Source organism: Rhizobium sp. BR 314, from assembly GCF_047445805.1.
In the GTDB taxonomy this organism is placed as follows: domain Bacteria; phylum Pseudomonadota; class Alphaproteobacteria; order Rhizobiales; family Rhizobiaceae; genus Rhizobium; species Rhizobium lusitanum_B.
On the sequence record NZ_JARWLA010000048.1, the window covers coordinates 12970 to 35593 of the forward strand.

Here is a 22624-nt window from a genome sequence, read left to right on the forward strand (position 1 = left end):
TAACCTGACATCGCCCGCAGCGAAGCGTGGTGTCGGCATACCGAGCGGCGGTTCACGAAGTCGACGAGTTCTCCGCGCTCATTCTCAGCATGACGACGACGTTCCAAAAAAGTTCTTGCTCTCCTCATTTTATTAGGTAAGTTTCCTAACAAAGGAAATGGACGCATGATTGTTGGAATAGATATTGGCGGCACGAAAACACAGATCATTGCTGAACTTGACGGCAACGCCGTCGGCGAGATGGTCGTGAACACGGCCGAATGGCGGGGGCGCGTCGATCACGATGCGGACGTAAGAACGCTCGTCTCGCTGCTCATCACGACTGCGGGGATAATGCCGGCGGTCACCGTCGTCGGTGCGCATGGTTGCGACAGCGACGAGGATCGGTTGGTGCTGCAAACGAGGCTTTCGTCTTATTTGCGCGGTACGGTTCTGGTTCTCAACGATTCCGAACTCCTGCTTCCCGCAGCAGGCAAGACGAACGGCATCTCGGTCATCAGCGGCACGGGTTCAATCGCGGTCTCGCGGGATGCAATGCGGAGAATGATCGCATCTGGCGGATGGGGTTGGTATTTGGGCGATGAGGGCAGCGCTAGCGGGCTCGTGCGCGAGGCGGCCCGCACCGTGCGCTTTGCGCTTGACCAAGGCGAGGCCCTCGACCCCCTCGGCAGCAACCTGCTGGCAGCTCTCGCCGTTTCCTCGCCCATTGAACTTGGTCGGGCGCTGGGTGAGATCGGCTCAGCCGCCGGGATAGGCCAACTCGCTCCGCTCGTTTTCGCCGCCGCCGATGCGGGTTCGAAGCAGGCCGAGAAGGTCATCGCCGATGCAGGCATGGCGCTTTCAGTGCTTGCCGAGCAACTGGTTCGACGTGGTGCGTCGTGTTGTGACGTCGTGACTGGGGGTGGCGTCATTGCACGGCAGCCACGCCTCCTTGGTGCATTCCAATCTGCCCTGGTGCAGCGCTTGCCGGATGCAACGCTGACATTACTGCACGAGCAGCCCGTTCTGGGGGCGATGGTGCTGGCGCGCAAGCTGCGTGTCGGCGCTCTGCCCGAAACCCTTCCGCTGCCACATATCGATGGCGAGTTGAAAACCGCTTGGGATTGGAAAGCTGCATGACGACCCAGAAAATCATTCCAGCGAGAAACTGGGGGCAGCGTATCGCGGCATTGGTGCTGATTGCCATCGTCGCCGTGCTTGTGTTTTTGGTTGCCACCAGCCGCCACATCAGCTGGTCGGCCGTACCTCAGTATATTTTCGACGAGACGATCCTCGATGGGATCAAGTTGACGATCCTCTTTACCGTCTTATCAATGGTCATCAGTATCGTTGCCGGTGCGATCCTTGCAATGCTGCGGCTTTCCTCGAACTCGGTGCTTTCCGGCTTTGCAAGCCTCTACATCTGGTTCTTCCGCGGCACGCCGCTGCTGGTTCAGATCATCTTCTGGTTCAATATCCAGTTGTTCATACCGAGTATTGACATCGGTACGCTCCATGTCGACACCAACGCAATCGTCACAGCTTTCGTTGCGGCTCTTCTCGCCCTCAGTCTCAACGAGGCAGCCTACATGGCCGAAATCATTCGCGGCGGATTGATGGCGGTAGACAATGGTCAGCATGAGGCAGCCAAGGCGCTCGGCTATACGCCAGCCCAGGCCATGTTACGCATCATCTTCCCGCAGGCGCTTCGCGTCATCATCCCCCCGATCGGCAACCAGACGATCTCAATGCTGAAGACGACTTCGCTCGTTTCTGTCGTCGCCGCCCAGGATCTGCTGACGCGGGCGCAAAACATCTACGCCAGGAACTTCCTGATCATCGAGCTGCTAATCGTGGCGAGCATTTGGTACCTCGTCATGACGACCGTCGCCTCTGCTATCCAATTCGTCATCGAGCAGCGGCTTGGAAAAGCCACGAACCAGGCCCCCAGCCTCTTGAAGAACGCCTTGCTTGTGATGCGCGCCGAAGGGAGAAATGGATGAGTATTCAAGATATTTCGCCGGCAGTCTCGCCCATCGTCGAAGCGATCGATGTGCACAAGTCCTTCGGTTCGCTCGACGTACTCAAGGGCATCAACCTCTCGGTGAAGAAAGGCGAAGTCGTATGCCTGCTCGGCCCATCGGGAAGCGGCAAGTCCACATTTCTCAGGTGCATCAATCATCTGGAACGCATGACGAGCGGCCGAATTCTCGTCGATGGCCGGCTGATCGGCTACCATGAACGAGGCGGCGCACTGCATGAAATGAGCGGCAAGGAACTGGCAGCACAGCGCCGTGACATCGGTATGGTGTTTCAGCGCTTCAATCTCTTTGCCCATCAGGACGTCCTGACCAACATTTCGCAGCCGCCCATCCTCAATCGCGGCAAGTCCCATGACGAAGCGCTCGCCCGCGCAAGAGAACTTTTGAAAATAGTGGATCTGGAGGGGCGCGGGAATGCCTATCCCTATCAGCTCTCGGGAGGCCAGCAGCAGCGTGTTGCAATTGCCCGCGCCTTGGCGATGAACCCGAAGCTCATGCTCTTCGATGAGCCGACATCGGCGCTCGATCCTGAACTTGTCGGCGAGGTTCTGAACGTCATGCGCAAGCTGGCAGCGGATGGGATGACGATGATCGTAGTGACCCATGAGCTCTCCTTTGCGCGCGAAGTCGCAGACCGCATCGTCTTCATGGACCAGGGCGTAGTGGTCGAGGAGGGTCCCGCTCGCGAGGTTCTCGACAACCCCAGCCGGGACCGAACCCAGGTATTTCTAAAACGGATGCACTGACCGGCAGGCATCGAAATAAGGCCGCGCGTCCTTCACGCGCATCAGGAAAAAAGGGGAATATCAATGACAGGGAAGACAAATCTGGCGATCATCGTTGCCGCTACGGCAGTTCTGGCAAGCTCCAACGGATGGGCGGCAGGCGTCGATCAGAAACTGCATGACATGCTGCCGGAAAAAACCAAATCGGCCGGTGAAATCAAGGTCGGCACGGAACCGCAGACGCCGCCGTACGATTTCTATGGCGAAGACAACAAGACGATTATCGGTCTCGAGCGCGAGCTTCGTGACGAAATGGGCGTTCGTCTTGGCGTGAAGTTTACCGACGTTCCCGCGCAATTTGCGAGCATCATTCCCGGCATCCAGGCCGGCCGTTTCGATATGGGCATGTCGGCTTTCGGCGATTTTGCCGAACGCGAAAAGATTGTCGATGTCGTCAATTACATGCTCGAGGGCACTAGCATCATCGTGCTGGAAGGCAATCCGAAGGGCGTGCATAAACTGAAGGATGCGTGCGGCCTCAATGCCGGCGCGGTTCAGGGCTCGATCCCGCTTCAGCTCCTCGACAAGCAGAAGACGCTTTGCCCGGCCGACAAACCGCTTAACGTAATGCAATTCCCCTCGAACGATCAGATCAAGATCGCATTGCAGAGCGGGCGCGTCGACCTTTCTATGGATACCACGGGCGTTGCGGCCTATAGCCTCCAGCATCAGCCCGCAGGCAACAAAAAGCTCGAACTCATCAGCGGCACTCAATATGCCATCGGTTACCAGGCAATGTTGGTCGGCAAGGAAAGCCCACAGCTGCGCGATGCGCTGGCGGCCACCATGCAGTCGATGATCAACGACGGCACCTACACCAAGATCTTCCAAAAGTGGGGTCTCGGCGAAAACAAACTCGACAAGGTCACCATCAACGATGCCGGGCGCTTTGCCGACTATATGAAGCTGGATTGAGGCCCAGCAAATCCCCGGCGGCCGCGTTTCGCTCGGCCGCCGTTTTTTTTCCAAACATGCGGGAAAGACCATGACAGACAGAGTGCCCTATCGCGAAGCAATTGCGCTTCAACCCGCCGCCCTGAAGGCCTGTTTCGATGCCGTTTCCACGCGGCTCGCAACGCTTGACCTTGAGCCGATCACAAAAGGTCCTACGGTTCTGGTCGGGATCGGAGCCAGTCTCTACGCGGCTGTTGTGGCTGCGGCGCAGATGCGCGCCCAAGGCTTACGGGCTTTCGCCTTGCCTGGCACCGATCTCTATGATCCGTCGATCGATCTCGGCAACGCCTACATAGCCTTTTCGGCATCCGGCCGCAGCGAAGAGCCGGCCCGCGCGATGGAACTTCGTCCGAATGCGCATTCCTACGGCATCGCCACGGCCGATGGCACACCGATTTCCCGTGTCGTCAAACAGATGATCGCGACCGAGAGCGGCGCCGACAGTGGCCCGAACACGACAAGCTATCTCGGCTCGCTGCTGACTGCGGCTCTGCTTGCCGATAAGGCTGGGCGCTCGTCTGCCGTAAATTGGGCTGAGATATCTGATCGAGCCACGACCGTCTTGAAGATGACCAGTGTGCAGGCTGACAAGGCCGCCAAGCTTCTTGCCGGTAAGAAATCCATCGACTGCGTCGGTACTGGCACCGCTTGCGGAACAGCCGGCTACGCAGCGCTTCTCATCCGAGAAGCAGCACGGATTGCAGCGCAGGACTGGGACACGCTGAACTTTCTGCACGGACCGATGGAGCCGAACGACCGAGATAGCGGCGTACTGCTGTTCGGTAACGGGCGAGAAGTCAAGCTGGCACAGGATCTCGCGGGCTTCGGTATTCCGTCGGTTCTGGTGACGTCGGAAGCCGGTATCGCGGATACGGACAATCTGGTCGTCATCCATGTTGCGGTCTTCTCCAAGGGCATCGGCGATGCGATCCTGCAAGCCATTCCGGCGCAACTGCTTATTGCAACGCTTTCGGAAGAGGCGGGATTGCCGGTCTGCGAATTCCGCTACCGTCAGACCGATACCAAGCGAGACATTTAAACACTCTTCAAAGGCTGATCTGGTCGACGGTCAGCGCTCCCGGATAGAGGAAGGCAGGCTTTCCTTCCTCTCCCAGCAGTCTCGCCATGGCAAAATCGATGGCGAGACGCACGGCCCCGAGAACGGTTGCCTGGTTTGATAGCTGGCCGCTCACTACCTCCACCGGCCAGCACAGTTCCTTCACAACCTCTCTGACGGTCGGCAGCAGTTGTGGATTTTGCCCAACACCGCCGCCAAGTACGATCAGTTGCGGATCGAGCACGCTCACGCAGGCCGCGGCCAAGTTTCCGACATCTCGGGCATGCTGTTCGACAATAGCGCGCGCGGTCGGGGATTGCTCGACGCGAGCAAAGAGATCGTTGGTGCTTTCCGGCGGCTTTCCTTCCTGTTCGGGCCAGTTACCGGCCGCACGCTCCAGCAAGGCTGCGGAACCCATATAGGTTTCCACCTGCTGCCACATTGGCCGCTCCTTCTCGGACCACGGAAATGGCAGATGACCGATCTCGCCTGCGCCACCCCTGAAGCCACGGAACAGGCGTCCGTCGAGCACGATGCCCATGCCGGTCTTCACGCCGATCTGCATGTAAATCGCAAAGGAACGCTGCTTTGCCGCTCCCTCGTGATATTCGGCAAGGGCGGCGCAATTAACATTGTTCTCCAGGAGTACTGGCGCACCATAGGTGCTTTGCAGCCGTTCCAGAATGGGAAGCAGTATCTCGCGCCCGAACATCCTCTCCAATGATGCGGAAATGATATTGGGAAGCGCAATTACCAAGGCGCGAAGCGGCATCGATCGGGCTTCGAACTGTGAAAGCAGCTGTTCGATGACATCCTCGATCAGCAGGAACCGTTCGACGGCGGATGTATCGACGAGTTGTCTTCCCACGGTCGCGATCGTCGTTCCGTCGAGGCCGCGGGCAATTGCGTTAATATGGGTCGTCCCACAATCGATACCGACGACAAAGCCGGCGTTTGGACCGAGACCGTAGGTGATCGATGTTCGGCCCACGGACCCGCGATTGACGCCGGCTGGGGCGACAAGATCGTAGCGCTCGAGCTCACTGACGGCTGCCGACATGGTCGGCTTGGAGAACATCAGCGAGGCGCTCAGTTGCGGTCTGGTGGCAGGTCCGGCACTCGCTATCGTTCGGAGCACTGCTCGTGCACTCTCCGTCAGCGGTGGCGCATCAATTCCGGCCTGTTGCCATGTAGTAATCAAAAGACACCCGGAGCCATGAAGCCATTCATAAAGCTTCCTTACCATCGACCTAGCGAAATTGACAGTCATATCCTATTGAAAAATATGGTTTGCTAGGCCGAGCCCCCTGTCGCATTCCGTCCGAAGAACGACATGGTGCTGCGGACCTGGTCAAGTGTTGTCCTCCTGCTTCCCCCGATCACCCCTATCTCTTCGACGCTTCCTTCGCAGGTTGATCGAGCCCCTCAGATATTCTCACATTGTTTGAAACACAGTCGTACGAGATCCAGATGTTGCGGTATCATCCTCCCACCATGGTCGATGACGCCATGGACAAGGTTCACCGCCACGGTCTGGGCGACAAGGATACCCAAAGCTGCGTCACAGGCCGCTCCAATGGCGGCATAACGGCTAAAGTCCTAGCACCCACCGATACGCTTGGCGATCTTGCGCGCTTTGTTTTTTGCCTGGACCGCGGTTTGCACGGCGGGTGCAGCGCTGCTCGTCGATGGTTGCTCCTGAAAGGAAAAGAGCCACCGACCCTGTTACTATAAGCGCTATCCGTCTGAACTTCTTTGGTGGCAGACATCGGCTTTGTCTGCATGGAATGCTGCTCTCGCGCCCTTTCGGTCGCCTCGACTAAAAGCGGGGCGTTCTGAAAGCGGCCGCAAGGACACGCCAATGACCAAACCTTGGCGCGTCCTCAACAATAGCTAGAGCTGCTTCATGTACTGCACAGAGGGCCATTGGCGGTAGCCTGCCCCCTCATAGGTCCGCCTGGCAGGGGCATGACCAGGGTCGGCTCCAGTTCCAACTAGAGCAACCTTCAAGCCCCGGTCGCGCATCACCTGCTCCGAAGCATCGAGCAAAGCTGTCGCAATGCCTTTGCGATGATGCTGTGGGTCGACCGCCATGATGCGAACTTCGCCAAGTTGCACGACGTCATGGAATAGCAGCCCGGCCCATCCGACTACCGCGCCTGATTGATCGACCGCCACCCATATGCTTGCCCCCTCTTGGTCAATCACCTCCTCAACCTCTTGGGTTTGCCTGACAGCCCAGCCGTTGGGGTAAAATGCCTCGTAGGCATAGGCCGGTACCGCGGGTCGCAGTTCTTTGAACACAGGCCCCCATGCCTTTAGCGACAATTCAATGATTTCGACTCTTTGTTCAGGCCGATAAGCCTCAATGCGAAAGTCCATTTCTTGCTCCTGAAAAAGGCATGACAAAGCCCTCTCGTGCGAGACTAGACGGCTTGGTTTTCCTTCGTTCAGCGGAAGCGGACGTTCGAGAAGCAGGGCATGAGACCATCTTACCTAAATGAATTGCAGCGCCAAACTAACAGGCCCTGGTGGCTGCGCAATCATGTTTTCAAGGGATCGTGAGCGCCTCTCCCAAACGGCCAATATCATCCCGAAACGTCGAGACTTTCGAGCACAGTTTTTGCGGATGCGCGGCAATCCCACGTCGGTTTTCCGGCCGTGGATTTGGCTAAAATATTTCTTCGGCTCTGGATTGGTGCAACGTGCCAACGGAAAGCGCACAGTTTGTCCTCATCATCGAGGACTCTGACGTTCTCTTGTCGCGACCCTATGCGCATCTCCTGGCTTACAGAGCTGCTGCGCGAAGGACAGGATTTGAGAGAGGCGAACTCAGCCGTGCGACCGACTACAAGCTGGGCGCAACACATTTGGCCCTAGCGGATATGCCGGGCCACGCGTGTGGATCGGGCATGGCCTTCATCGCTATCATTTTCAGCTCGTTGCGCTCAGCACGCCCATCGAGTTGAACAGTGGCGCCAGCCTCTCTGACCTCTTGAGCCAAATGCATCGCAAGACGGTTGCGCGTGGACCCCTCATTGACGCATTCGGACAAATCCCCGTGCAATTCCTTCAGTTCTACTGACACTCCACCCTTGCCGACTGTCCGGATTGTTGCTGACCTGGCCGACCATGCAATCATGTGAGAATACGATCCGGACAACACCTGAGGCTGAATCGACTTGACCAGGTCTCTTTTCACCTCTGGCTTCAAGAATATCGACGACATCCACCCCGCCGACCTTCTTCGGTCAGATCGGCAACGAGGCGGGCAACCGGCCAGCGCCGCTATAGTGCCGAGGCTCCAAGCCGGCGACCGTAGGCTGCGATCTCTCTACCGACGGGCAAACGCTCCCGCTGGTATCGGGCAAGCGCTTCGGCAAGATCATCGGATCCCGACAGAGCGTCCCGCAATGCGATCGCATCGCCCGCCGCTTTCGAAACGCCCATGGCGGTATGCGGACGTACGACGAAAGCGGAATCGCCGAGGAGAGCAAGGCGGCGCGATACCATGCGCCCGGCCTCATAGTCGAAAATGCCCTGGATCGAGGGCTGAGGCTCCGTTTCGACAGCAAGCGCGAATTGAGGCGGGAGAGCAGAAACGGCATCGCGCCTCAGAGCCTGCAAGCGCTCATCCGCCAGTTCGCCACGCGGCAAGGAGTGCTCGTAGACCCGGCCTTCCGCGCCGGTGAACAGTGCGCGCAGGTCCCGCTGCAAAACCGGACGATACCACACCCAATTGTAGCGGCGCTTTCCCGTCTCGAGCTCGCCCTGCTGGCCGGGAACCAAATAGCCAAGCACATGAATGCCGCGCGCCACATAAAAAGCGAAGCGATCGAGAAGGATTGAAGCTTCAGTCGGCAGGGCGGCCTCCGGTATGAGACCGCGCCAGGCGACGTAGCCGGCATATTCGTTGCGGCTTTGCTCATTGAGCAGGCTGCGCACGACGGAACCGAGGCCATCGGCACCAATCACCAGATCGGCATCCTCGGTATTGCCATCGGCGAATGTCAGCCTTACACCTTGCGCGGTTTCGCTGAGTTGATCGACTGGGTGCCCGGTCAGATAGCTGTCGGGCGCCAGATGCGACAGGACCGTCGCGTAGAGGACATCCCAGGATATCTGGGTCTGCGGTGTCGCCAGAAGCTCGGACACGCCGCCATCCTTGTTGAAGTAGATCCTTTCCTTGGCGACGACACCGATGCGGGCCACGTGCTCGCATCCGATCATGCGCAGGATCTGGAAGAGTTCACGCTGGCCGACCAGCCCTGCTCCTCGACCGGCAAGGCCTGAGGACGAACGCTCGTAGATTTTGACGTCATGGCCATCGCGTTGCAGGAGAATGCCAGCAAACAAGCCACCAAGCGAGCCACCGATTATGCGAATTTTCAAGGGTTTCATGGTCCTCTCCTCTTACTGAGCAGTCGTTACCGCAGTGCGTGCCCGGCGTTCGCCGATCTGAATGGCGACGGCAACAACCGCCAGGACTGCGCCGAGAATGCTGACACCGTTCCAGCCGGCATAACCCCACGCCGCCGTCGCCAGCGCCGCGCCGGCAGCACCGCCGAGAAACATAGCGGTCATGAAAATGGTATTGAGCCGGCTGCGCGCTTCCGGATCGAGCGCATAGACAATGTGCTGGTTCGATACCAGCGCGCTCTGCACACCGAAATCAAGGACGATCACACCGATGACGAGCGCCACAAGCGAAGCCCATATGCCGAAGATGACCCATGCGATCAGCGTCAGCAACGCACCCAGTAGAACAGCAAAATGAGGGCCGCGGCCATCGGCGATCCTGCCGGCAAGCGGTGCCGCGAAGATGCCGACCGCGCCCACAATTCCGAAGAGACCGGCAATATCGGCGCCGAGCTGGAAAAGTGGTGTTTCAAGGTAAAGGGCAAGGATCGTCCAGAATGCGGTGAAGGAGCCGAAAAGAGCGGCCTGCATGAGAGCTGCAGAGCGTAAGGCACCTTCTCTCTTCCACAGATGGGCGAGCGACTTGACCGCTGTATGATACCGCATGCGAGAGGCCGGCTTATGGCTTGGCAGCGTGAAAAACATCAAGGCGGCGGCAATAATTGCGAGCGGGACACCGATCCAGAACATGTCGCGCCAGCCTGCATGCGCTCCGACAAAGCCGGACAGCGTACGACTAAACAAGATGCCGGACAGGACGCCGGCCATGACCGTACCGATCGTCGCGCCGCGCTTTTCCGGTGCGGCGAGCGTTGCAGCGAATGGTACGATCTGCTGCGCGACCGTTGCCGAGGCGCCAACGGCCAGCGATGCGGCGACGAGCGTCCAGGCAGACGGTGCGATTGCCGCGAACGCCAATGCAACGGCAAGCACCAGAAACTGACCGATGATCAATCTGCGGCGATGGACGATATCACCGAGCGGCAGGAGGAAAAGCAGCCCTGCCGCATAGCCGAGCTGTGTTGCGGTCGGGATAAATCCGGTGATCGGCTGATGCGGAAAGTCGCTCTCGATGATACCGAGCATTGGTTGATTGTAATAGATGTTTGCGACGGCGATGCCGCTTGCGGCAGCCATCGCAAACAAGGCCGGCCTCGCGATGCCTTGGACGGCCGGAGCTTGATGTGCGTGTCCCATGTCCGTGATCCTTCGTTTCTTATGAATCTGTGCCTAATCAACTAGCTTTTTATCGTGATCCGTTTTAGTGATCTTGAATGATCATCCTGTATAACGGTTTTCGATATAATGGATACGAATGACGTCCTGGTGTTCACCACTGCCGTCTCCGCCGGCAGCCTCGCGGAAGCGGCGAGGCGTCTCGGGCTTGCTGCCATGGTCACGAGCCGGCGACTGGCATCACTTGAAGCATCGCTTGGCGTGCGACTTCTCCATCGAACGACACGTTCGCTCTCCTTGACGCCGGAAGGCGAGAGCTTTCTCCCCTTCGCGCAAGCCATCGTCGAAAATGAAACCGCCGCTTTGGCGCTCCTGCATTTAGGTGTCGCGGGTGCGGCCGGATTGCTGCGCGTCTCCGTGCCGATATCCTTCGGGATCAAGTTCGTCATGCCGATGGTGCCGAAGCTGCTCAACGAAAATCCCGAACTGCGGATATCGGTCGACATGACCGACAGCCTGCCCGATCTAGTCGCAACCGGAACAGACCTTGCCATCCGGATCGCCAGACTGCGTGACAGCAGTCTCATCGCGCAAAAACTGGCGGACAATCCGCGCCTGGTCGTGGCGAGCCCCGAATACCTTGCACGCCGCGGCAAGCCGGCGAGCCTGGACGACCTTGTCAACCACGATTGCCTCGCACTCGGCAGTGCAACACATTGGACCTTCCAGACGGCGGATGGGGAAAAGCACGCAAGATTGGGCGGCCGCTTCTCCTCCAACAGTATTGCCGGGTGCCAAACCGCATGTCTTGCCGGCGGCGGCCTTGCTCTGCTTTCGACCTGGTATGCCAGCGACGACATCAAGGCCGGCCGCCTTGTAGCCATCGACCTTCGAGGAGCGCGGCCCGACACCATTAATATCTGGGCGGTTTATCCGACCTCGAGGCTTGTCCTGCCGAAAGTTCGCGTCTTCATCTCCGCATTGCGGACGGCGCTCGTTGCCGCCGGCCTTCGCAATTCCGGTTCTATTGAGTGATAATCGCCGCCCTAACCTTCTCCGGCGTCAGCGGCATGTCGCGAGCGCAAGCGCCGTCGAGGAAAGGCTGGCCGGGCTGATTTTCGACGATGACCTCGCTCCCCAGGTATTCCCGGAAAATGCGGGAATGGATAACCCTCGAGGCGGCTCAACGCGCGCAAAGCGAAGTCGTTGAAGATCTCTGTATTGACGTGCAGCGCACTCTACCCAGGCGCGTCAGCGAGAATTGCCGGTCAACTGAGAACGAATCGCAAATTTGCACGTGATTGTCACCGTGATTCCATTTTGGCCACCTGACCAAAGAGGCGGCCTCAACGACGCTGCGAGGGGATGGTCTCGAAACCCGAAGACTCCGTTGCGGACGCCGCTCAAGATCTGTTAAACGCAAAGGGTATCAAATCGACGTGACGACATGTCCCGCGGCCGACTGTAATCACGTTCAGATGGTCCGAATACAGCGCGTATTTTCCCGTCGACCGATTGAATGATTCAAAGTAGCTGCTTTCACGCACCGGCTGACGATTCACAAGAATTAGGTCGCCACCTTTGGTTCTCAATTTTTGGAGGTCCCCGCCCGGTTCTCTCCAAAGGCGTTGCGCAGTATCGATTGTATATTTTCTAGTACGCAAAAGTGTACGTTTCGATCCCCGCCTTCCCTCAATCATCACAAGTTTCTCCTGACACTCAACAGTGAAGTAACTCTTGCGGTGAGAAGTCCTGGGGAATTCGGATGCTATTGTCTTCGAGGGATCTTTGGGAAAGGAGTCTGGATCGATAAAAACGATAGGTCGGGCCAATTGAGCGACTTCCACTCTTTGTTCAGCCGAGTAAATCGGTGAAGCGTAGAAGGAAATCGCCGGGAGCGTCCATGCAATAAGCCTAAGAATGTTCAAATTTATCCGCTCGCGAATTGAAACGTCCCTCATAGAGAGATCCTCCCCTTTGACGATATTGAGGCCCCACTGTCATATCGCTTGAATAAACGCCAAAATATACACTATTGAAATCTGCGTTAAACTTGGCAGTTCCCGTTATTACTAATTATTTCGGCTACATTACCTGTACGAATTCATCAGCAGAAAAGACATAAGACTTAAAGCAAGCAATGCGCTCGTGACGCCCTTCAGTCGGCTCTGCGGGGTCCCTGATGAATCTATTCGAGCGCTAAAACCAGGCGCCAGGATCATCGTGGGTGGGTGCGGTACGAGCTCAGTCGCTTATGCTGGCGGCCTCCGACAGATTGATCTTTGACCGCCGCGCCCTGCGCGTTGGCCAATGGATTTGACGATTGGCCGTGATCGTCTCAGCGGTTTGCTTCACGCCAATCTTTAGGGCGTTGTCGTCGCGAACAAACGCATCATCAATCGCGGAAAAAGCACGAGCCTCACTGCATATACCGGTTAAGCATCGTAAACTTAGCAGTCAGGAGGAATAGCGGTCTGCTGAGGCTTTCGGCTTTCACGCCCGAGCGATTTGCATCGATAGGCTCATCGCCTTAGCACGCAGTCCCGATGATGGCTTGAGGTGACGTCGTGTCGGGGGATGTAGAAAAAGCTGGCATCCGCATCATGGATAGAGACGAAGCGTTGCAGATGTCGCTTCGATTTGAAGCGCTTGATGATCCGCTCTCGTCGCGGGATTGGCTGGTGGGAATTCTCCACGCAATTGTTCAGGCCTTTGTGGGCGCGGTGCCCGACGCCGGGCTTGATCTCCCGCTTTGCGGCTTCGTCGGATCGAAGCTAGTCGGTAATCATTACACGCGGCGCGCGGCCATGGCCCTCCAACAGTTTGCACATCAGGCGCTTGGCCGCCTTGGTATTTCGGCGACTTTGAACCAGCACCTCAAGACCGAAACCATCCTGATCGACGGTGCGCCGGAGCCAGTGCTTCTCACCGCCGATCGAAACGACGATCGCTCGTGCCGCCATCATGTCGTCGACCATCCGCAGGCTGAGGGGGATGCGGAAATAGAGCCAGACGGTGCGGACGATAATTTCGGCGGCAAAGCGATGGCGGCGATAGTGCGGATCACGGTTCGTCATGACCCGTCATCCAATATCGATGTCCAAGCTTCGTTAAGTTTACGATGCCGTTGAAATATGTCTGGCGTGAATATGCCGCAGGCACGGCGAGCGGGAAACCGGAAAACGTTGATCCCGCGGCCTTTCTCAATGAATTGAAAGCCGAACGGTGTATTGGAGGTGCCTAAATACAAGCTCTCACCGAGGGCTATCGGCAAGATGCGCTACATTTGGCGACATATTGCTGATCGCAATGAACCGGCTGACAAGTTTCTTCATAGGTTACTTGAAAAGCTCGAACTGGTTGCGGAGCATCCTGAAATAGATGTTGCGCGCCCCGAAATCGTGGTGGTTGTTCACGGAATGCGCGATCCGGCGCCTGGTTGGGATAGTGCTGCACTTGGCGAGGTCTTTGTGCCTGGCATTGTCAGAGCTGCCGAGTTTCACAACATTCTGACCCACATTTCCACTTGCTGGCGATCCACTCGGTCGTCGTCAAACCATTGACGGACTGGATGTTTCGCTATCGAAGTGGGGGCACGAAGAAATGCAATTCTTGGTGAAATCGCGACGCAAATGGCTGGAGAAGGCTCAGGCAGCCCCAAAGACTATATCGACGACACACCACACCTGTGTCAATTCTCGTCAAAGAGATAGCTGGGATGAAGTTTCACGCGCTGGGCTACCGTGATGGAACGATAGGTTTTGATGATTGGGCTTTTGCGCATGAACTCTCGTGTCACTTCACGGAACTCGTCCATATCAACCACATTGAGGCAGGCCAATATGTCCGTATCACCGGTAATCACGTCGCAGCACGACACGTAGGGCGAGCTCCGTAGCATCACCAACAACTCATTGAACGTATTCAGTTGGTGGGACGATAGCGATATTTCGATCCAGATGGCCAGTTTGCGCTCAGCATAGGTCTGATTGACGATCGAAACATCGCCCAGGATTACGCCATTGTCGCGTAGACGGTGGATGCGGCGATGGCAGGCGGGTTGGGAAATGCCGATCTTGTCTGCCAGTTGTTGGAAGGTGAGCATGCTCGATTGCTGCAGCAGATTGAGCAGCTTGCGATCGATGCGATCGAGGCTCACCTTTGATGAGGACATTCGGCACTCCAAATCCTGACCATCTACACAACCTCAAGCATGTCGCGTCAATATCGCCTCGCGCGACGTGCTTCGGTGTGGGTTTTCGAGAATGTCGCTCTATGATGTGACGACCTCGCTCCTGAGCCGAATGCTCTAGGGGAAACGAGACGCATGCACAAGGCGGCCAATATTGCGTCGATGAGAGTTTTATGCGTGGCGAGGCTGCTCAGGTTATAAATTTCTCGATCAGAACCGAAAGAACGAAAAAACCATAAAGCGCGAGAGTGCCATAGTGTCATGAAGATGACAGCGCCCTCCTGGACGGATGGCACAATTTCAAGACGGGTGACCCTCTCGCATGCCTCGCTATCTTCCGGACACAACCCTCGCCCAGGGTGCTTGTGAAACCCACGATCCGACAGGGGCAATCATTCCCCCCATTCATCTGGCGACAACCTTCCTTCGTCCATCGGAGGGCTATTCGCAAACCGGCTGGAGTTACAGCCGCTATGGCTATCCAGGGCTCGAGCAGCCGGAGGCAACTCTGAGGACACTCGAGGGGGCAGCGGATTGTCGGCTTTTCAGCTCGGGCATGTCGGCCATGACCGCAGTCATCATGGCGCTGAAACCAGGCTCACACTGTGTTTTCCCCATCGACATGTATCATGGGATGCGCACCTGGCTGAAACGATATTCGGCGCAACAGAATCTGAAATTTTCCCATGCGGATATGACGGATCTCGAGTGCATGCGTGCGGCGATCATACCCGGACAGACGAGTATCGTCTGGGCTGAAACGCCCTCCAATCCGCATTGGTATCTCTACGATATCGCCGCGCTGGCGGATATCGCGCACAAAGCCGGAGCGCGGCTCGTGGTGGACAATACGGTCGCCACGCCCGTTCTGTCCCAACCCTTGTCGTTTGGCGCCGATATCGTCGTTCATTCGGCCACCAAATATCTGAATGGCCATAGCGATGTTCTGGCGGGCGCCGCCATGACCGCAAGGACGGACGATTTCTGGGAGCAAGTTTGCTTCAATCGCGACTATCATGGCAGCGTTCTCGGCCAATTCCAGGCCGCCCTGCTCATGCGCGGCATGAGAACGCTGCATCTGCGCGTTGGGCGCGCCTGCGCATCAGCCATGACACTGGCCACGGCCTGCCTCGAACATCCGAAGGTGGAAAAGGTCTATTATCCCGGCCTGCCGTCGCACCCGGGGCACGATCTGGCCAAGCGGCAGATGACGGGCGGTTTCGGCGGAATGGTGTCCATTCTTGTCAAGGGAGGCGCGTCAGAGGCTGACCGTGTGACTGCCCGCACCCGCGTCTGGAAACCTGCAACTTCGCTCGGAGGGGTCGAAAGCCTGATCGAGCGACGCGAAGCCATCGAACCCAATTCGCATGTCGAACCGAACCTCTTGCGACTTTCCGTAGGCATCGAAGCCGCATCGGATTTGATCGACGACCTGTGGACGGCGTTAGGCTGATGCACTACCCGCACCCGCATAAAACAACCAAAAACAATCTGCCAATGGAGGAGAACGGAATATGACATTGATCGGCTCTCAGTCCCGCCGGGACTTTCTGAAGACGGCGACTGCCCTTGGCCTCACGGCCGCCACCGGTCCCTATATGATCGGTTCTGCTCTTGCGGAGGAGGCACCGAAGAAGGGCGGCACCTTGAAGATCGGCATGCGTGGCGGCAGCACGACCGATACGCTTAATCCGACCTCCTATTCCAACGCCGTGCCCTTGCTGGTCGGTTACGCCGTCATGAACGGCCTCATCGAAATCGACGAAAAGGGCGTGCCGCAGCCGGAATTGTTCGAAAGCTGGGAGATTGGCGATCAGGCGAAAGAATGGATTTTCAACATCCGCAAGGGGATCGTCTTCCACAACGGCAAGGCCATGACCGCCGATGACGTGATCTACTCCCTTTCCCTTCATACGGGCGCAGACAGCAAGTCGGCAGCCGCCGGCGGCTTGAAACATATCAAGGAAATCCAGAAGCTCGGCACGCACCAGATCAAGGTCGCGCTTGCGACGTCGGATGTCGATCTGCACTACACACTTGCCGATTATCACCTTCTGGTCGTACCCGAAGGCTTTAACGACTGGGCCAAGCCGATCGGTACGGGGGCTTTCACCGTCGAGAGCTTCGATCCGGGCGTGCGCTGCGTGCTGCGCAATGTCGGAAACTACTGGAAGACGGGCCGCGGCAATGTCGATCGTATCGAAGTCACCGTCGTCAACGATATCGTACAGCGCATGAACGCCCTCGTATCCGGCCAGGTCGACGTCATCAATGACGTCGACAAGCGCGCGGTCGATCTGCTGCGCGCCGCACCCGGTATCGAGCTGGTGCAGTCGCCGGGCGGCTGGCATACCATCATGGCGATGCAGACGGATTCAGCGCCATTCAACAATCCCGACTTTCGACTGGCGCTGAAATATGCCTGCGATCGCGACCAGATTTTGAACGCCCTGTTCAACGGCTTCGGCCGGGTCGGCAACGACCAGCCGATCCCGGTTTCAGATCCCTTCTACAATACCGATCTCGTGCAGCGGCCCTACGATCTTGACAAGGCGAAATTCCACCTGAAGAAGTCGGGGATTACCGATACGAAGGTGATCCTGTCGGCCTCGGATGCGGCCTATGTGGGGGCGGTCGACATGAGCGTGCTCTTCCAGGCTTCTGCCGGCAAGGCGGGCATCGATGTGTCGGTCAAGAAGGAACCGCATGACGGCTTCTGGAGTAATGTCTGGCTCAAGGCGCCGTTCTGCACCTCCTACTGGGCCGGCCGCGCGTCTGCAACCGACATGCTTGCTTCTGCCTATTATTCGGGCGCCAACTGGAACGAAACGCACTGGAAAAGCGAGACTTTCGACAAGCTTCTCGACGCTGCGAAGGCCGAGGTGAAGGAAGCCAAGCGCAAGAGCCTGATCTGGGATATGCAAGCGATGCTGCAAGATCAGGGTGGTGCTCTTATCCCTGTATTCTCCGACTGGCTGGATGCCCATCGTTCGCATGTCAAGGGGCACGCTCCCCATACCCAGTTCGACCTTGCCAATGGCCGTCTGTGCGAGAAGGTCTGGCTTGAGGCCTGATATAGGAAAGCGGGCGGAAGGCCGTGGCGCAAGCTTTCGGCCTTCTTTTCCTTGTACGAAGAGAAACGATAAAGATAAATGAGGGAAACGTGCTCACACTCGTGATCAAGCGAGCGGCACTCGGATTGATGACCCTATGGGCCGCCTCCGTGCTCATCTTCGCCGGCACCCAGATCCTGCCCGGCGACCTCGCGCAAGCCGTGCTGCAGAACAATGCCACGAAGGAAAACGTCGCCGCGTTGCGACATGATCTGGGTCTCGACCGGCCGGTCGTGGAGCGCTATGCCGATTGGCTCGGCAACGCGGTACAGGGCGATTTCGGAACGTCCCTCATCAACAAGCGTGACGTCTCTATCGATCTCGCGCCGCGCATCTATAATACACTTTTCCTGGCACTATACGCCGCCGCCATTGCGGTACCCCTATCGGTGGGGCTCGGCATTTTGACGGCGGCCTGGCAGGGAAGCGTATTTGACGCCCTCGCCAATGCCGTGACGCTGCTTGCGATCTCGTTGCCAGAGTATTTCCTCGGCTATCTCCTGATCAAATGGGTGGCGGTCTACTGGGGCCTGTTTCCGGTTCTGGCGAGTGTCACCCCCGAAACACCGTTTTCGGGTCGGCTCTACATGACGTTTCTGCCGATGCTGACGCTGGTTCTGGTCATCGTGGCCCATATGATGCGCATGACCCGGGCCTCGGTTATCGCGGTCATGTCCAGCCCCTATATCGAGATGGCCTTGCTGAAAGGCCTGCCGAAATGGCGCGTCGTGGTCGAGCATGCGCTTCCCAATGCGCTGGCGCCGATCATCAACGTTGTCGCGCTCAATCTGGCCTATCTGATCGTTGGCGTCGTGGTGATCGAGGTGGTATTCGTCTATCCAGGCCTCGGTCAATCCATGGTGGATGCTGTTGCCAAGCGCGACGTGCCGGTAGTGCAAGCGTGCGGTCTGATCTTTGCGACCGTCTTCATCACGCTCAACATGGTCGCGGATATTCTGGCGCTCGTCAGCAATCCACGCCTTCGGCATCCGAGGTGAATGATGCGGCTTTTCGGACATAAAATGCCGTTAAAGGCACAAATCGGACTGCTCATCGTCATCGCAAGCGCAATGGCGGCGTTGCTTGCTCCAATTTTCGCCCCCTATCCGGAAGCGGACGTTCTCGGTCGGGCCTGGGCCGCGCCGAGCGCTCAACACTGGCTGGGCCTTGATAATCTCGGTCGCGACGTCCTCTCGCGCCTGCTTTATGGCGCGCGGCTGTCCATCGGGCTATCGTTGCTCATCACCATGCTCTCTTTCACGCTCGGTGTTTTCACCGGCTTTTCTGCTGCCGTGCTCGGCAAGACGATCGATATGATCCTGTCGCGTATCGTCGATCTTCTGCTGTCGATGCCGGCGCTGATTTTCGCCATGGTCGTGCTCTCGGTTCTGGGTACGGATCTTGCCGTCCTCGTCGTCACGATCGCCATTCTCGACGCCACGCGCATTTTCCGCGTCAGCCGGTCGCTGGCCATGAATATCGCAACGCTGGATTTCGTCGAAGCGGCGAAACTGCGTGGAGAAGGCCTGTGGTGGATATTGCGCCGGGAAATCTTGCCCAATGCCATGCCACCGCTCGTCGCGGAGTTTGGCTTGCGCTTTTGCTTCACCTTCCTGTTCATTTCGGCGCTGAGCTTTCTTGGGCTCGGCATTCAGCCGCCGAATGCCGACTGGGGAAGCATGGTGAAAGACTATTCGGCCATGATCATGCTAGGAGTGCCCACCGTGTTCTATCCCGCCGGTGCGATTGCCGCCCTGACAATTGGTATCAACCTGCTGGTCGACTGGCTTGTCTCGACTAGTGCCGCCAAATACTGAGCGCGCCATGATGGATACACAGATGGAAAATACTCTGCTTGAAGTCGAAGGGTTGCGCATCGAGGCCACATCGCAAACCGATGTCAAAACGGTTCTCGTCGATGATGTCAGCTTCACGGTGAAGCGCGGCGAGGTGTTGGGGCTGATCGGAGAATCCGGCGCAGGCAAGTCCACGATCGGCCTGTCGAGCATGCATTATACGCGGTCGGGCTGCGAGATCACCGGAGGCCGGATCATTTTCAACGGCCGCGATATCCGGGCGATCTCGAAGACGGAGGAGCGCTCGCTGCGTGGTGTCAAAATCGCCTATATCGCCCAAAGTGCCGCCGCCTCGTTCAATCCCGCACTGACCATTGGCCGGCAGGTCTGCGAAGTCGTCATCCGGCACAGGCTGATGAGCAAGGGGGCAGCGAAAGCGCGCGCGATCGATCTGTTTCGCTCGCTGGATTTGTCCGATCCCGAAACATTCGGCAAGCGCTACCCGCACCAGGTATCAGGCGGCCAGCTTCAGCGCGCCATGGCWGCCATGGCGATGATCGCCGAGCCCGATCTTCTCGTCTTCGACGAACCCACCACCGCACTCGACGTGACCACCCAGGTCGAGGTACTGGCTGCATTTCGCGCGCTTGTGCGCGAGCGCAACACGGCGGCCCTCTACATCACGCATGATCTGGCCGTCGTTGCCCAGATCGCCGATCGCATCATGGTGTTGCGCCACGGGAAAATGGTGGAAACGGGGACGGCGGAAGCCATCCTGCAGAACCCGCAGGAGGACTATACCAAACGGTTGGTGGCAGAACGCAACACAGCCACGACCGAGCGATTTGTTCAGGCGAGCCATAGCGACGAAGCAGCGGTTCTGCGCATGGACAAGATCGTCGCAAGCTATAGCGGTCTACCGCGTGTGATCGACAATGTCGGCATGGAATTGAAGCGCGGTGATACGCTTGCCGTCGTCGGGGAGTCCGGTTCGGGCAAGAGTACGCTTGCGCGGGTTATCGTCGGTCTGCTTCCACGTGAAAGCGGCGAGCTTTTCTTTGAAGGGAAGGAGTTGTCGGCAGCGCTCGCTCAACGTTCGCGGGATGAGCTGCGGCGTATCCAGATGATCTATCAGATCCCGGACATCGCGCTGAACCCCAAACAGACCCTTCTGGAAATCATCGGTCGCCCGATCGAATTTTACCTCGGCAAGTCGAAAAAGGACGTTCGGGAAAGGGTTCTCGAACTTCTCCGCCAAATCGAACTCCCGGAAAGCTTCATCACCCGCCGGCCGCCCGAATTGTCGGGTGGACAGAAACAACGCGTTTGCATCGCCCGGGCGCTCGCAGCGCAACCCGATGTCATCATCTGCGACGAGGTCACATCGGCGCTCGATCCACTCGTCGCCGGGGATATCCTCAATCTGCTGCGCCGACTGCAGGAGAAATTTGGTCTTGCCTACCTCTTCATCACCCATGATCTCGGCACGGTACGGCGCATCGCCAACAAGGTGGCGATCATGCGCAAGGGACAGGTCGTCGCCTATGGAGAAACGGCCGAGGTCTTTTCCCCGCCCTACCATCCCTATACGGAGCTGCTGTTGTCATCAGTTCCTGAGATGCGTTCCGAGTGGCTGGATGAAGTTCTGAACAAACGACGGGCCTAGGATTTCCGCCACTGATTAACCGCACTATCGGGGCGGGCGCAGACTGCGCCCGATCTCAATGGACACTTCAATCGAGGCATGGAAGGCTTCACAGCTCATTTGGCCAATCGCGACCGCCTGTGCTTAAAAGCGGGCACAGCCTCTCTAATTGTGCCGGTGAAACCCATTCTCTCCCGAGAAACAAACCTCGATCGCCACACGAAATCCAAAGAACTTCACATAAGCACATCTTCATCTCTGGTAGTTGTCATAGACCGGCCTGCCTTACCCCATCCGCTCGGAAGCGTAGGAGCCTGGGCTYGCCGGGAAGACGACGGTGCGGTTGCCGTTGAGGAAGGTGCGGAAATGGATATGCGCATGGATGGCGCGYGCCAGYACCTGGCTTTCCACATCRCGGCCGATCGACACATAGTCGTCGGCAGACTGCGCATGCGTGATGCGCGCCGTGTCCTGCTCGAYGATCGGACCTTCRTCGAGGTCGGCCGTCACATAATGCGCCGTCGCCCCGATCAGCTTCACCCCGCGCTCATAGGCCTGCTTGTAGGGGTTGGCYCCCTTGAACGACGGCAGGAACGAATGATGGATGTTGATGATRCGGCCCGACATCTTCCGGCACATCGCATCCGACAGAACCTGCATGTAGCGCGCCAGCACGATCAGCTCGGTGCCGGTCTGCTCGACCAGATCCAGAAGCTGGGCTTCGGCCTGCGGCTTGTTCTCCTTCGTCACCTTGATGTGGTGGAAGGGRATGTCGTGATTGACCACGACCTTCTGGTAATCGAAATGGTTGGAGACGACRCCGACGATGTCGATCGGCAGGGCGCCGATCTTCCAGCGATAGAGCAGGTCRTTCAGGCAATGGCCGAAGCGCGACACCATCAACAGCACCTTCATGCGCTTCTTGCTGTCATGGAATTCGGCGACCATGGCRAACTTGTCCGAGATCGGCTTGAAGCCTTCGACCAGCGCCGCCTCGCCGACACCCTCCTCKGAGATGAAGGAGACGCGCATGAAGAACATGCCGGTATCGAGATCGTCGAACTGGCTGGAATCGACGATGTTGCAACCCTGCTCGGCGAGATAGCCGGTGATCGCCGCGACAATGCCGCGCGTCGATTTGCAGGATACAGTCAGTACATAGTTCTTCATCATGCCCTGCCACACTTAAAACTGGAATCCGAAACGATGGCCTATGACGCCTTTTGCAATTCCGGCAGCGCTTCGAAGAGGTCGGCGACGAGACCATAGTCGGCGATCTGGAAGATTGGGGCTTCCTCGTCCTTGTTGATGGCGACGATGACCTTCGAGTCCTTCATACCGGCCAGATGCTGGATAGCACCGGAGATGCCGCAGGCGATATAGAGCTGCGGTGCGACCACCTTGCCGGTCTGGCCGACCTGCCAATCGTTCGGGGCGTAGCCGGCATCGACGGCGGCGCGCGATGC

General features: G+C 57.9%; 19 protein-coding genes and 2 pseudogenes. 13 read left to right on the forward strand and 8 right to left on the reverse strand.

Annotation, left to right across the window (positions count from 1 at the left end; genetic code table 11):
* Positions 1-165: 165 nt before the first annotated feature.
* The 5 genes from QD461_RS33050 (at position 166) to QD461_RS33070 (ending at position 4799) form a co-directional block, all read left to right on the forward strand.
* Positions 166-1119, forward strand: a complete 954-nt coding sequence (locus QD461_RS33050; protein ID WP_414091237.1) for an N-acetylglucosamine kinase — start codon at positions 166-168, stop codon at positions 1117-1119.
* Complete coding sequence (locus tag QD461_RS33055; RefSeq protein ID WP_414091238.1) at positions 1116-1982, forward strand: amino acid ABC transporter permease; 867 nt, start codon at positions 1116-1118, stop codon at positions 1980-1982. Before QD461_RS33050 ends, QD461_RS33055 begins: the two co-directional genes overlap by 4 nt.
* Entirely contained in the window at positions 1979-2767 is a 789-nt protein-coding gene (locus QD461_RS33060) for an amino acid ABC transporter ATP-binding protein (protein ID WP_414091239.1), read from the forward strand. Before QD461_RS33055 ends, QD461_RS33060 begins: the two co-directional genes overlap by 4 nt.
* A 63-nt stretch (positions 2768-2830) precedes the next feature.
* Positions 2831-3721, forward strand: coding sequence for an ABC transporter substrate-binding protein (locus QD461_RS33065; protein WP_414091240.1), 891 nt, complete (start codon positions 2831-2833; stop codon positions 3719-3721).
* Between the two features lie 70 nt (positions 3722-3791).
* Positions 3792-4799 carry an SIS domain-containing protein gene (locus QD461_RS33070; RefSeq protein ID WP_414091241.1) on the forward strand — a complete coding sequence of 336 codons (1008 nt, stop codon included), beginning with the start codon at positions 3792-3794 and terminating at the stop codon, positions 4797-4799.
* 7 nt (positions 4800-4806) lie between these two features.
* Here the strand turns inward: QD461_RS33070 and QD461_RS33075 are convergent, their stop codons facing one another.
* Together QD461_RS33075 and QD461_RS33080 are read right to left on the reverse strand one after the other, a co-directional pair.
* On the reverse strand, positions 4807-5955 hold the full coding sequence (locus QD461_RS33075) for an ROK family protein (RefSeq protein ID WP_414091242.1): 1149 nt from the start codon (positions 5953-5955) through the stop codon (positions 4807-4809).
* 755 nt (positions 5956-6710) lie between these two features.
* A complete protein-coding gene (locus QD461_RS33080; RefSeq protein ID WP_414091243.1) occupies positions 6711-7199 on the reverse strand; it encodes a GNAT family N-acetyltransferase in 489 nt (162 codons plus the stop codon).
* A 481-nt stretch (positions 7200-7680) separates the two neighbouring features.
* On the opposite strand from QD461_RS33080, the pseudogene QD461_RS33085 reads away from it, so the two are divergent.
* Positions 7681-7902: pseudogene (locus QD461_RS33085) on the forward strand (hypothetical protein); the annotation flags it as partial.
* A gap of 203 nt (positions 7903-8105) precedes the next feature.
* On the opposite strand, the gene QD461_RS33090 reads toward QD461_RS33085, so the two are convergent.
* Both QD461_RS33090 and QD461_RS33095 read right to left on the reverse strand, forming a co-directional pair.
* Entirely contained in the window at positions 8106-9218 is a 1113-nt protein-coding gene (locus QD461_RS33090; protein ID WP_414091244.1) for an FAD binding domain-containing protein, read from the reverse strand.
* A 12-nt stretch (positions 9219-9230) separates the two neighbouring features.
* Complete coding sequence (locus QD461_RS33095) at positions 9231-10433, reverse strand: MFS transporter (protein WP_414091245.1); 1203 nt, start codon at positions 10431-10433, stop codon at positions 9231-9233.
* Positions 10434-10541: 108 nt separating this feature from the next.
* Here QD461_RS33095 and QD461_RS33100 point away from each other — a divergent pair, with 108 nt between their 5' ends.
* Positions 10542-11447, forward strand: a complete 906-nt coding sequence (locus QD461_RS33100) for a LysR family transcriptional regulator (protein WP_414091246.1) — start codon at positions 10542-10544, stop codon at positions 11445-11447.
* Between the two features lie 1487 nt (positions 11448-12934).
* Here QD461_RS33100 and QD461_RS33105 read toward each other — a convergent pair.
* Positions 12935-13489 (reverse strand): annotated as a pseudogene (locus QD461_RS33105) (IS6 family transposase).
* Positions 13490-13648: 159 nt separating this feature from the next.
* On the opposite strand from QD461_RS33105, the gene QD461_RS33110 reads away from it, so the two are divergent.
* Positions 13649-13975, forward strand: coding sequence for a type II toxin-antitoxin system RelE/ParE family toxin (locus tag QD461_RS33110; protein ID WP_414091247.1), 327 nt, complete (start codon positions 13649-13651; stop codon positions 13973-13975).
* A gap of 128 nt (positions 13976-14103) precedes the next feature.
* Here the strand turns inward: QD461_RS33110 and QD461_RS33115 are convergent, their stop codons facing one another.
* Positions 14104-14586, reverse strand: coding sequence for an Lrp/AsnC family transcriptional regulator (locus QD461_RS33115; RefSeq protein ID WP_414091248.1), 483 nt, complete (start codon positions 14584-14586; stop codon positions 14104-14106).
* A gap of 340 nt (positions 14587-14926) precedes the next feature.
* On the opposite strand from QD461_RS33115, the gene QD461_RS33120 reads away from it, so the two are divergent.
* The 5 genes from QD461_RS33120 to QD461_RS33140 all read left to right on the forward strand — a co-directional run bounded on the left by QD461_RS33120 (position 14927) and on the right by QD461_RS33140 (position 21179).
* The gene (locus QD461_RS33120) at positions 14927-16057 is read left to right on the forward strand and encodes a trans-sulfuration enzyme family protein (protein ID WP_414091249.1); all 1131 of its coding nucleotides are present in this window, start codon (positions 14927-14929) and stop codon (positions 16055-16057) included.
* A gap of 61 nt (positions 16058-16118) precedes the next feature.
* Complete coding sequence (locus QD461_RS33125) at positions 16119-17678, forward strand: ABC transporter substrate-binding protein (RefSeq protein WP_414091250.1); 1560 nt, start codon at positions 16119-16121, stop codon at positions 17676-17678.
* Between the two features lie 89 nt (positions 17679-17767).
* The gene (locus QD461_RS33130) at positions 17768-18715 is read left to right on the forward strand and encodes an ABC transporter permease (RefSeq protein ID WP_414091251.1); all 948 of its coding nucleotides are present in this window, start codon (positions 17768-17770) and stop codon (positions 18713-18715) included.
* A 24-nt stretch (positions 18716-18739) separates the two neighbouring features.
* Positions 18740-19534 (forward strand): ABC transporter permease, encoded by a 795-nt coding sequence (locus tag QD461_RS33135; RefSeq protein ID WP_414091252.1) that lies wholly within the window; start codon positions 18740-18742, stop codon positions 19532-19534.
* 22 nt (positions 19535-19556) lie between these two features.
* Positions 19557-21179: an ABC transporter ATP-binding protein gene (locus QD461_RS33140; protein ID WP_414091253.1), complete on the forward strand. Its 1623-nt coding sequence runs from the start codon at positions 19557-19559 to the stop codon at positions 21177-21179.
* A gap of 264 nt (positions 21180-21443) precedes the next feature.
* On the opposite strand, the gene purU is transcribed toward QD461_RS33140, so the two are convergent.
* Positions 21444-22328: a formyltetrahydrofolate deformylase gene (purU, locus tag QD461_RS33145; protein WP_414091255.1), complete on the reverse strand. Its 885-nt coding sequence runs from the start codon at positions 22326-22328 to the stop codon at positions 21444-21446.
* A gap of 41 nt (positions 22329-22369) precedes the next feature.
* Positions 22370-22624, reverse strand: a 255-nt coding sequence (locus tag QD461_RS33150) for an electron transfer flavoprotein subunit alpha/FixB family protein (protein ID WP_414091254.1), incomplete at its 5' end; no start/stop codon positions are given.